The organism is Micromonospora sp. WMMD735 (assembly GCF_049178995.1).
In the GTDB taxonomy this organism is placed as follows: Bacteria; Actinomycetota; Actinomycetes; order Mycobacteriales; family Micromonosporaceae; genus Micromonospora; species Micromonospora wenchangensis.
Genome location: NZ_JBMHMJ010000002.1, coordinates 1909968 through 1921453 on the forward strand (window position 1 = coordinate 1909968; position 11486 = coordinate 1921453).

Below are 11486 nucleotides of genomic sequence, written 5' to 3' on the forward strand. Positions count from 1 at the left end.
GTCAGCCCTTCGTGGCGCCGGCGGCGACACCGTCGGCGATCTGACGCTGGAGGAAGAGGTAGATCACCAGGACGGGCACCGCGGCGATCAGCACCCCGGAGGCGAAGGTGGGGATGTCGTCGGAGTACTGGCCGCGCAGCGAGGTGACCCCGACCATCAGCGTGCGGTGCTCGGCCGAGGGCATCAGCAGGAGCGCGATCAGCACGTCGTTCCAGCAGAACAGGGCGTCGAGGATGCCGACCGACAGCAGCGCCGGGGTGCCCAGCGGCAGCATGATCCGCCGGTAGACCCCGTAGACGCTGTTGCCGTCGATCCGGGCCGCGTCGATGATCTCGGTCGGGATGGTCTTGTAGTAGCTGGTCATCAGGAAGATCGTGAACGGCAGGAACTGCGCCACGTAGGCCAGCACGAGCCCCGGGTAGGTGTCGACCAGGCCGGCGTCCGCCATGACCCGGGCCAGCGGCACCATGATCACCTGGAACGGCACGAACAGCGCCGCGAGGCAGCACAGGAAGAGCACCGACGAGCCCCGGAACCGTAGCTGGCTCAACGCGAAACCGGCCATCGAGCCGAAGAGCAGCAGCAGGAGCACCGAGGACGTCACCACGCCCACCGAGTTGGCCAGGTAGCGGGCCATCCCCACGCTGTTCCACGCCGCGCCGATGTTCTCGAAGCGTAGGGCGTCGGCCAGGGAGAACCGGTCGAGGACGTACTCGCGGCGGGTCTTCATGGCCACGTTGAGGGTGAACGCCAGGGGGTAGACGGTCGCCAGGGCCAGCACGGCCATCGGAAGCGCGAGCAGCCACCGCCCCCACCGCAGGTGGGACATCACGCCTCCCTCACCGCCCGCCGGAGCAGGCTGATCTGCCCCAGCCCCACCACGAGCATGATGAGGAAGAGCACCGTCGAGGCGGCCGAGGCGAGCGCCGGCCGGTTGAGCTGCCCCTGCTGGATCCAGATGTAGTACTCCGGCAGGTAGGTGGAGCCCTCCGGGCCGCCGCTGGTCATCACGTAGAGCAGACCGAACATGGAGGTCAGCATCCCGATCATCGTGGTGACGACGACGAACTGGATGGTGCGGGAGAGGCTGGGCACGATCACGTGCCGGATGGTCTGCGGCAACGACGCGCCGTCCACCCGGGCGGCGTCCAGCAGGGAGGCGTCCAGGGTGGCGAAGCCGGCGAGGAACACCACCAGCGCCATCCCGAAGGTCGCCCAGACGTGCACCCCGACCACCACGAACATCGCCACGTCCGGGTCGCCCAGCCAGTCCACCGGCCCGACGCCCACCCCGCCGAGCAGGGCGTTGAGCGGGCCGTCGAAGGCGAGCAGGAGGTTGAAGATGGCCCCGACGATGACCGGGGACAGCACGGCCGGGAAGAAGTAGACGCTGCGGTACAGCCGGTGCCCGGGGACCCGCAGGTAGATGAAGGTGGCCAGCAGGCCGGGGATCGCCACCGCCACCGGCAGCAGCAGCACGAGCAGCCCGACGTTGCGCAGCGCGCCCAGGAACAGCGGGTCCCGCGCCAGCTCCAGGTAGTTGGCCAGCCCGACCGCCGACCCGTCGCGCTCGCCGTCGCCGGTGAACGAGAAGTTCACCCCCAGCAGCAGCGGCCAGAACCGCAGCAGCAGCAGGATCAGCAGGGCCGGGGCCAGCAGCACGTACGGGGCGAGGCGCTCGGAGCGCCGGCCGCCGCGACCGCGAGGCGGGGTGACCCGCGCCCCCGACGCGGCCCGTCGCGGCGGGCCGGCGGGGGCCGGGCGGACCGCCGGCGTCACCTCGTCGACCGGCACGGCTCAGCCGGCCTGGTCGGAGGCGGCCAGCTGCTTCACCGCCTCGTCGACGGTGACCGAGCCGCTCAGCAGTTGCTGGGAGAGCCGGCCCATCAGGTCCAGGGTCTTCGAGGACAGCGCCACGTGCAGGGCGGGCTTGCCGGCCTTGAGGTCGGCGACGATGGTGGTCACCGCCGGGCCGCCCTGGGAGACGTCGATGGTGGTGTCGGCGGCGATCGCCCCGGCGTCGGCGTAGAACGACTTCAGCGCGTCGGTCGAGGTGAGCGAGCGCACCAGGTCGGCGGCGACCCTGGGGTCCTTCGTCCATCTGGCGACCCCGTAGCCGATGCCGCCGTCGTAGGGCAGGCTCGGGGTGGCGCCGGGTTCGACGACCGGGGCACGCATCACGCCGAGCTTCTCGGCGGTGAGGAACTCGCTGAAGTCCTTCCAGTGCCCGACGTCGGACATCAGCCCGATGACGTGGGCGGCCTTGGCGGACTGGAAGATGGCGAACGAGTCGTTGAACATCGCCGTCGAGTTCGCCCCGTCGCTGTTGAGCTTGGCGTCCTGGGTCTCCTTCCAGAGCGCGAAGATCCGCTTGACGTGCGGCGAGTTCCAGTTCCGTCGGCCGGCGATCCAGTCGTCGTACTCCTGCGGGGTGAGCACGCCGGAGCCGAGGGCGGAGAGGAAGAACTGGATGCCGAAGCCCTCCTTGTTGCCCAGGGCGAAGCACTTCGCGCCGGTGCGGGTGGTGATGGTGGCGCAGTCGGCGACGAACGTCGACCAGGTGGTGGCGGGCTTGGCCGGGTCGAGGCCGGCCTTCTCGTAGAGGGTCCGGTTGTAGTAGATCGGGTGGCCCTGCAACGTGACCGGGCCGGCGTAGGTCTTGCCGTCCTTGCTGAACGCCTCCCAGCCGGTGAGCCGCTGGCGGTCCCCGGCCAGGTACTCGTCGAGGGGCAGCAGCGCGTCGGTCCGGTCCCGGATCTGGCCGCCGCCGTTGAACAGGATCACGTCCGGGCCCTTGCCGGCCTGGATCGCCGTGCCGAGCAGCGTGTAGTACTGCTCGAAGGGCTGGGCGACGAACTCGACGGTGACGCCCGGGTGCTTACGGGCGAAGTCGGCCTTCGCCTTCTCCAGGTACGCCGCGGCGGAGGCCTCGCCGGACTTCCAGTCCCAGACGACCAGCTTCCCGTCCGCCCCGCCGGAGGGGGAACGCGTCCCGCCGGCGCTCCCGCAGCCGGCCAGCGCCAGCGTCGCGACGAGGACGGCCGACCACACTGCTCGCTGCTTCATCGCTGCTCACCTTCGAACTCGGTCGATAGCGCTGATCGAGACGCATGAATTGACGAGAAAGTAACTCGTATGACGTATGACGTCAACAGGGGGACGTAGAATTCGCGGCAGTCAGGTCGTGGCGCGGTCCGCGGGAGTCACTGGAGGGGACATGACGGCACGAGAGGTCACCCTGAACGCGTCGGCGCCGCCGAGCTGGGCACGACGACCGGCCAACCTCGCCACGGCGGTCACCGCGGAACTGGTGGAACGCATCGTACGCGGAGTTCACCCGCCCGGCGCCCCACTGCCCCCCGAGCCGGCACTGTGCGAGGCGTTCTCGGTCAGCCGCACGGTCGTCCGGGAGGCGGTCAAGATCCTCCAGGAGAAGGGCCTGGTGCAGGTCCGCCAGGGCAGCGGCACCATCGTCACCCCACCGTCGATGTGGGACATGCTCGACGAACTCGTGCTCGCCGCGACCATCGCCGAGGACGACAGCCTGACCATCCTCGACGACCTGGTGGCCACCCGACGGGTGCTGGAGTCCGACATGGCCAACGTCGCCGCCCGGCTGGCCGACCAGGACACCCTCGACCGGCTGCGCGCCCTGGTCGACCGGATGGACGAGTTGGTCGACGACCAAGTCGCCTACCACGAGCACGACCGGGCGTTCCACGACGTGATCATGCAGGCGTCCGGCAACCGGATCGCCCGGGGCGTGGTGCGGTCGCTGGAGAGCCAGGTGGTCAACACCGCCCGCTACATGGGCCGGTCCGAGCGGGCGCTGTGCGTGGCGTCCAACCGGGGGCACCGGCGGATCTACGAGCGCATCGCGGCCCACGACCCGGACGGCGCGGCCGAGGCCATGGTCACCCACATCACCGAGGCGTGGCTGGTCCGGCGCGGCGGACCGGACACCGGGCGGTTGGTGCGCTGACCCGCCGGGGCGGACGGACCACCCACCGACCCGGATCGGCCGCCCACCGGCCCGCACCGCCGACGTGCCCGGTGCAGATCTCGCCGGTGCAGTTCCCGCCGCTGTCGGCATCACCGCTGCCGGCACCGCCGCTGCCGGCGGGACCGTGCGGCAACGACCGGAAATGGCGCTCCGCAACCAACGGACATCAATGGCTTGCGAGTGTTAACGATAACAAGATACCGTCGGCCGCGGGAGCGAAGGGCACGCTTCCGCGCTGTGCCCACCGGCACCGGTCGGTGCAGCGAGTGCGGACACGGGCAACGTCGGTGGCACACCTCCGGGCACCTCCGTGGATGCTGCACGCCGCCGGGTCGGGTCGAGGGTTCGACGCGCCCGGAAGCCCCCGGCGCACATCGTCCACCGCCACCGTGGGGTCCTGACACGACCGCGCCGACCGCAGAGCCGTCCCCGGCAGGGAGCGCGATCGGGCCGTGACGCCACACCCGGCGTACCCGCACGGCGGGCAGCTCGAACACGTCCAGGCGCACCGGCGGACGGCCAGGGTGTCGACGGAGTCCGGGGAGGCCACCGACGCGTCGACGCCCTCAACACGCATCGCCCACACTGGGAGGTACTGGTGAAACCCGCACTGCCACCGTTGACCCGACTGCGGCGCACCCTCGCCTGGCTGGCGGCCCTGCTCCTGGTCTCGACCCTGCTCCCGGCCGGCACCGCCAAGGCCGACAACCCCATCGTCCAGCACATCTACACCGCCGACCCGGCCCCGCTGGTGCACAACGGCCGGGTGTACCTCTACACCGGCCACGACGAGGACGGCTCGACCTGGTTCACCATGAAGGAGTGGCGGGTCTGGTCCTCCGCCGACATGGTCAACTGGACCGACCACGGCTCGCCGCTCAACGTCGCCACCTTCAGCTGGGCGAAGGCGGACGCCTGGGCGGGCCAGGTCATCGCCCGCAACGGCAAGTTCTACTGGTACGTGCCGGTGACCGCGAAGTCGACCAACTCGATGGCCATCGGGGTGGCGGTGAGTGACAGCCCCACCGGCCCGTTCCGGGACGCCATCGGCCGCCCGCTGGCGGCCAACGGCGAGATCGACCCGACCGTCTTCATCGACGACGACGGGCAGGCGTACCTCTACTGGGGCAACCCCAACCTGTGGTACGTCAAGCTGAACCCCGACATGATCTCGTACTCCGGCAGCGTCACCAAGATCCCGCTGACCACCGCCGGCTTCGGCACCCGGACCGGCAACGCCACCCGGCCCACCCTCTACGAGGAGGGCCCCTGGGTCTTCAAGCGCAACGGGACCTACTACAACGTGTTCGCCGCCGAGTGCTGCAGCGAGTTCATCGGCTACTCCACGGCACCCGGCCCCACCGGGCCGTGGACCTACCGGGGCACGGTCATGCCCCGACAGGGCGGCAGCTTCACCAACCACGCCGGGATCGTCGACTTCAACGGCGGGTCGTACTTCTTCTACCACAACGGCGCGCTGCCCGGCGGTGGCGGCTACACCCGGTCGGTCGCGGTGGAAAAGTTCAGCTACGGCACCAACGGCACCATCCCGACGATCAACATGACCAGCACCGGCGCGCCACAGATCGGCACGCTCAACCCGTACGTGCGGCAGGAGGCCGAGACGATCGCCTGGGGCTCCGGCATCGAGACCGAGGCGTCCACCGAGGGCGGGATGAACGTCGGCTTCATCGAGAACGGCGACTACATCAAGGTCAAGGGGGTCGGCTTCGGCACCGGTGCGACGTCCTTCAACGCCCGGGTCGCCTCGGCCGGCAGCGGCGGCACCATCGAGGTCCGGCTGGACAGCACCACCGGCACCCGGGTGGCGAGCTGCTCCGTGCCGGTCACCGGCGGCTGGCAGAACTGGCAGACCGTCTCCTGCCCGGTGTCCGGCGCGACCGGCACCCACGACATGTACCTGCGGTTCACCGGCGGCAGCGGCACCCTGTTCAACGTCAACTGGTGGCAGTTCAACGGCAGCGGCACCACCCCGACGCCCACCCCGACCGCGACGCCCACCACGACGCCCACCGCGACCCCCACCCCCACCCCGACGACCCCGGCCCCGACGACGCCGGCTCCGACGACGCCCTCCGGGACGGCCTGCGCGGCCACCAACACCGTGGTCAACACCTGGCAGGGCGGCTTCGAGGGCAAGCTGACCATCACCAACGGGTCCACCCCGATCACCGGCTGGCGGGTGTCGTTCGCCCTGCCCAGCGGGCAGACGGTGGCCCAGGCGTGGAACGGCACCCTGACCCAGCAGGGCAACCAGGTGACCGTGACCAACGCCGCCTACAACGGGCAGCTCGGGGCGGGTGGCTCCACCACCGTCGGCTACATCAGCTCGACCACCGGCAGCAACCAGCCACCGACCGACCTGACCTGCACCCCCGCGTGACCGCGTCACGCGGCTGACGGTCGCGCCGGCCCGCTCCGCCCCACCGGGGCGGGCCGGCACCCCACCACCCGACACCACCGTCCGTACGACCCACCCGGACGGGCGCTCGCCCGTGATCCGGTCCGCTGGAGGTTCCCATGTCCTTCCCGTCCCTCAACCGACGTCAACTTCTCCAGGCCGCCGGCGCCACCGCGCTCGCCTCCGCCGCAGGCGGCACCCTGCTCGGGTCCGCGCCGGCCGGCGCGGCGCTGGTGGTCCCCCCGGCCCGGGCCGACCTGGGCGTGTCGGCGTACCCGTTCGAGCTGGGTCAGGTCCGGCTGACCGCCGGCCGGCTGCTGGACAACCAGAACCGGACGCTGAGCTACCTGCGGTTCGTCGACGTCGACCGGATGCTCTACAACTTCCGGGCCAACCACCGGCTGGGCACCAACGGGGCCGCGACCAACGGGGGCTGGGACGCGCCGTCCTTCCCGTTCCGCACCCACATGCAGGGGCACTTCCTCACCGCGTGGGCGCAGGCGTACGCGGTGCTCGGCGACACCACCTGCCGGGACAAGGCCAACTACATGGTGGCCGAGCTGGCCAAGTGCCAGGCCAACAACGGCGCGGCCGGGTTCACCGCGGGCTACCTGTCCGGCTTCCCCGAGTCGGACTTCTCGGCGCTGGAGGCCCGGACCCTGTCCAACGGCAACGTGCCCTACTACTGCATCCACAAGACCCTCATGGGGCTGCTCGACGTGTGGCGCTACATCGGCAACACGCAGGCCCGCTCGGTGCTGCTGGCGCTGGCCGGCTGGGTCGACACCCGCACGTCGCGACTGAGCTACAACCAGATGCAGGCGATGCTGGAGACCGAGTTCGGCGGCATGAACGAGGCGCTGACCGACATCTACCAGCACACCGGCGACGGGCGCTGGCTGACCGTCGCCCAGCGGTTCGACCACGCGGGCGTGTTCAACCCGCTCGCCAGCAACTCCGACCAGCTCAACGGCAAGCACGCCAACACCCAGGTGCCCAAGTGGATCGGCGCGGCACGCGAGTTCAAGGCGACCGGCACCACCCGGTACCGGGACATCGCCAGCAACGCGTGGAACATGACCGTCAACGCGCACACCTACGTCATCGGCGGTAACAGCCAGGCCGAGCACTTCCGGCCGCCGAACGCGATCGCCGGGTACCTGACCAACGACACCTGCGAGCACTGCAACACCCACAACATGCTCAAGCTGACCCGGGAGCTGTGGCTGCTCGACCCGAACCGGGTGGCGTACTTCGACTTCTACGAGCGTGCCCTGCTCAACCACGTCGTCGGCGCGCAGAACCCGGCCGACGGCCACGGCCACGTCACCTACTTCACCCCGCTCAAGCCGGGTGGCCGCCGGGGGGTCGGCCCGGCCTGGGGCGGCGGCACCTGGAGCACCGACTACAACTCGTTCTGGTGCTGTCAGGGCACCGGTATCGAGGCGAACACCAAGCTGATGGACTCGATCTACTTCTACAACGACACCACGCTGACGGTGAACCTGTTCGTGCCGTCGGTGCTGACCTGGTCGCAGCGCGGGATCACGGTCACCCAGAGCACCAGCTACCCGGCGAGCGACACCAGCACGCTCACCCTCTCCGGGTCGATGAGCGGCTCGTGGAGCATCCGGGTGCGGATCCCGGCCTGGGCCACCGGCGCGACGGTCGCCGTCAACGGCGAGACGCAGAACGTCGCCACCAACCCCGGCAGTTACGCCACGGTCACCCGTACCTGGGCGGCCGGCGACACCGTCACCGTACGGCTGCCGATGAAGGTCGTGGTGGCACCGAGCAACGACAACGCCAACGTCGTGGCCCTCACGTACGGCCCGGCGGTGCTGGCGGGCAACTACGGTAACACCGGCCTGAGCGCCCTGCCGTCGTTGAACACTTCGTCGGTGACCCGGACGAGCACCAGCACCCTGGCGTTCACCGCGACCGCGAACGGGTCCACGGTCAACCTCGGACCGTTCTACGACGCCCACGGCTTCAACTACACCGTCTACTGGAGCGCCAGCGGCGGCAGCACCGGCGGCAGCACGCGGATCGTCAACGTGGGCAGCGGCCTGGTGCTCGGCATCCAGAACATGTCCACCGCCGACGGCGGGCTGGCCCTGCAGTGGGGCGACACCGGCACCGCCGACCACAACTGGGTGGTGGTGACCGACGGCGACGCGGTCCGGTTCCGCAACGTGCACAGCGGCAAGGTCCTCGGCGTGGAGAACATGTCCACCGCCGACAACGCCCGTGTGCTGCAGTGGGCGGACAACGGCACCGCGGACCACCGGTGGACGCTGCTGAGCCAGGGCGACGGCACCTACAAGATCCGCAACGTCAACAGCGGGAAGCTGCTCGGCATCCTCAACGGCTCGACCGCCCAGGGCGCGCAGGCCGTGCAGGACTCCGACAACGGCAGCGCGGACAACCGCTGGCGGTTCGTCGCCAACCAGTAGGGACCACCGCCGGTTCCGCACCGCTGGCGAGACGGTGCGGAACCGGCGGTGCAACGGACGGGGCCGCCCCTGTGCGGGGGGCGGCCCCGTCGTGTGCGTGCCGGCCGGCGGCCCCGGACACCCTCCGACGTGGCGGGCCGCCCGCACCGACCGGCCCGCGCAGCGGTGCCGACGGTACGGGCGGCCCGGTTGCTCCGCTACCGTGACCCGGGTCGGGTCAGGGGGTGGTGAGCTGGAACTGACGGATCGTGCTGGTGCCGCCGAGGGCCTGGGTGGCGTGGTTGAACAGGGCGAACCGGTAGCCCATGAAGAACTGCCAGGTGCTGTCGAGGGTCAGCGCGTTGCCCAACGCGGTGAAGGTGACCCCGTCGGTGCTGTAGGAGAACCGGGCCTGCCGGCCGGAACCGGGGCGGATGTCGGCGGTGGCCCGTAGCCAGATGCGTCCCCCACTGACCGGAGCGGAGGCGATCTCCGTACCGGTGTTGGTGGTCCGCCAACTGCCGTCCATGGTGAGGTTGTTGGTCATCGACACCCGGGTGGCGCCGTTGTCCCGGCGGACGCCGATCCAGGCCGACGAGTTGCGCAGCACCGCCAGCCCGGTCCGGTCGCCGTCGCGCAGGGCCGAGTAGTCGAGTTCGACGGTGGCGGTGGAGGTCGGCCCCTGGATGCGGTGGGTGACCGTGTTCCGGGCGCTGTAGAGGTCGTTGGTCACCGTGGCGGTCTGCAACCGCAGGCCGTCGTTGACCGACCACTTGCTGTTGTCCGGGTTGTGGTTCCACTCCCACTGCGGGCCCAAGGTGCTGCCGGAGAAGGTGTCGGTGCCGGTCAGCGGCTTGACCGGTCGGGTCGGCAGCGGGTTCGGGTAGGACGTGCCCCAGCCGCCGTTGACCGTCTGGATCTGCGGCCAGCCGTCGGCGGTCCAGGTGATCGGGGCCAGGGCGGGCACCCGCCCGCCGGGGTAGGCGTCCACGAAGGACATGTAGTACCACTGGCCGGCCGGGGTCTGCACCAGACCGCCCTGGTGCGGCACGCCGCCGCCGGAGATCGGGCCGGGCATGTTGAGCAGCACCTGCCGCATCTCGTACGGGCCGAACGGGCTCGACGACTTCAGCACGTACTGGCCGTTGGCCGGCCGGGTGAGCCAGATGTAGTAGCTGCCGTTGCGCTTGTAGAACCGGGCCCCCTCCAGGGTGCCCACGCTCGACGGGGTGGAGAAGACCTGCTGGCTGCGGACCTCGCTCTTGCCGTCGGCGGACAGCTGCGCCACGCTGATCTGGGTGTTGCCGTAGGCGACGTACATGGTGTCGTTGTCGTCGACCAGCATGCCGGCGTCGTAGTAGCACTTGTTGATGGTGGCGTGCTGGTTCCAGGCCCCGTCGACGGCGGCTGCCGTGTAGATGTAGGTCTTGGCGAAGTCGATGCAGCCGGCCCAGTAGTAGGTGCGGTTGCTCGGGCGGTAGTTCAGCGTCGACGCCCAGATCCCGTTGACGTACGCCCGCGCGCCGTTCAGGTCGTACTTCGTGCCGAAGTCCAGCCGGGGCACCGAGTGCCCGGCGAACTCCCAGTTGACCAGGTCGTACGAGCGCAGGATGGGAGCGCCCGGCGAGTAGTGCATGGTCGAGGCGGACAGGTAGAACGCGTCGCCGACCCGGATGATGTCGACGTCGGCGAAGTCCTGCCACACCACCGGGTTGGTGTACGAGCCGCTCGCCGGTGGCGTGGTGGGCGGCGGCGTGGTCGGGGTGGTGCCGCCGTCGACCCGGACGAGCTGCCACTGCTGGTTGGTGCCGCCCCAGTCGGCGTACTGGACGATGTTGCCGCCGTCGGCGGTGGAGGCGTTCTGCACCTCGACCGCCTTGCCGCTGTTGCGGTTGAGCAGCCGGACGTAGCCGTCGGCCGAGTCGGCGAGCCGGAACTGCTGGTTGGTGCCGTTGCCGTCGGTCCACTGCACGATCGACGCGCCGTCGGCGGTGGAGAAGTTGTAGACGTCGAGGACCTTGCCCGAGTTCCGGGACTTCAGCCGGTAGTAGCCGCCGCCGGAGTCGACGAACTGCCACTGCTGGTTGGTGCCGTCACCGCGGGTCCACTGGGTGATCCGCGCGCCGTCGTTGGTGGCCCGGTTGTACACGTCCAGCGCCTTGCCGCTGTTGCGGTTGACCAGCACGTACCAGGCGGTGGTGTCCACCGTCGCCGCCTGGGCACCGGTCGACTGGACCACGACGAGACCACCGCCGACCAGCACCGTCATCAGCGCGGCGACGACCCGCGACCACCAGCCGCGCCGTCGCCGGACCGCGATCGGCACCTCACCCATGGCTACCATGACCCTCCTTCACGAACGGTGGGACGACGGTCGCGCCGGGAACGCGGGCCACCGTCGTCGCATTGTTCGAAGCCTGCCGATGTCAACGTTCACTCGGCGGCGCGTCCGCGATGGCGCACGACGCGGTACAGCGACGGGTCGGGGATGCCGACCAGCCGCTGCGGGAACGGCTTCAGCTATTCATAGACTGTGAGCGATAACATGATGCTCGTCAAGCTGAAACGACCCGGACACGATCGACGGGCGCAGATGCCGACGCCCCGGGCCGGGTCGGAATCGTCC

The 11486-nt window shown here is 70.1% G+C and carries 7 protein-coding genes; 3 read left to right on the top strand and 4 right to left on the bottom strand.

Features of this window, described 5'->3' with window-relative positions; all coding sequences use genetic code 11:
• Window position 1: 1 nt before the first annotated feature.
• The 3 genes from ACN268_RS08415 to ACN268_RS08425 are packed head-to-tail and all read right to left on the bottom strand — an operon-like array spanning window position 2 to window position 3066.
• Window positions 2-829 (bottom strand): carbohydrate ABC transporter permease, encoded by an 828-nt coding sequence (locus ACN268_RS08415; protein WP_421482572.1) that lies wholly within the window; start codon window positions 827-829, stop codon window positions 2-4.
• Window positions 829-1794, bottom strand: coding sequence for a carbohydrate ABC transporter permease (locus ACN268_RS08420; protein ID WP_421482573.1), 966 nt, complete (start codon window positions 1792-1794; stop codon window positions 829-831). Before ACN268_RS08420 ends, ACN268_RS08415 begins: the two co-directional genes overlap by 1 nt.
• Before the next feature lie 3 nt (window positions 1795-1797).
• On the bottom strand, window positions 1798-3066 hold the full coding sequence (locus ACN268_RS08425; protein ID WP_421482574.1) for an ABC transporter substrate-binding protein: 1269 nt from the start codon (window positions 3064-3066) through the stop codon (window positions 1798-1800).
• 151 nt (window positions 3067-3217) lie between these two features.
• Between ACN268_RS08425 and ACN268_RS08430 the strand changes: the two genes are divergently transcribed.
• The 3 genes from ACN268_RS08430 (at window position 3218) to ACN268_RS08440 (ending at window position 8881) form a co-directional block, all read left to right on the top strand.
• Window positions 3218-3982 (top strand): FadR/GntR family transcriptional regulator, encoded by a 765-nt coding sequence (locus tag ACN268_RS08430; RefSeq protein WP_421482575.1) that lies wholly within the window; start codon window positions 3218-3220, stop codon window positions 3980-3982.
• A gap of 619 nt (window positions 3983-4601) precedes the next feature.
• A complete protein-coding gene (locus ACN268_RS08435) occupies window positions 4602-6407 on the top strand; it encodes a family 43 glycosylhydrolase (protein WP_363791287.1) in 1806 nt (601 codons plus the stop codon).
• A 137-nt stretch (window positions 6408-6544) separates the two neighbouring features.
• Window positions 6545-8881 (top strand): beta-L-arabinofuranosidase domain-containing protein, encoded by a 2337-nt coding sequence (locus tag ACN268_RS08440; RefSeq protein WP_363791289.1) that lies wholly within the window; start codon window positions 6545-6547, stop codon window positions 8879-8881.
• 217 nt (window positions 8882-9098) lie between these two features.
• On the opposite strand, the gene ACN268_RS08445 is transcribed toward ACN268_RS08440, so the two are convergent.
• Window positions 9099-11204: a family 43 glycosylhydrolase gene (locus ACN268_RS08445; RefSeq protein WP_421482576.1), complete on the bottom strand. Its 2106-nt coding sequence runs from the start codon at window positions 11202-11204 to the stop codon at window positions 9099-9101.
• Between the last annotated feature and the right edge of the window lie 282 nt (window positions 11205-11486).

Excerpts from the sequence above, each read along its gene's own strand:
- ACN268_RS08430 (WP_421482575.1), top strand. The coding sequence starts at position 3,218 with ATGACGGCACGAGAGGTCACCCTGAACGCGTCGGCGCCGCCGAGCTGG.
- ACN268_RS08425 (WP_421482574.1), bottom strand. The coding sequence starts at position 3,066 with ATGAAGCAGCGAGCAGTGTGGTCGGCCGTCCTCGTCGCGACGCTGGCG.
- ACN268_RS08415 (WP_421482572.1), bottom strand. The coding sequence starts at position 829 with ATGTCCCACCTGCGGTGGGGGCGGTGGCTGCTCGCGCTTCCGATGGCC.
- ACN268_RS08445 (WP_421482576.1), bottom strand. The coding sequence starts at position 11,204 with ATGGTAGCCATGGGTGAGGTGCCGATCGCGGTCCGGCGACGGCGCGGC.
- ACN268_RS08440 (WP_363791289.1), top strand. The coding sequence starts at position 6,545 with ATGTCCTTCCCGTCCCTCAACCGACGTCAACTTCTCCAGGCCGCCGGC.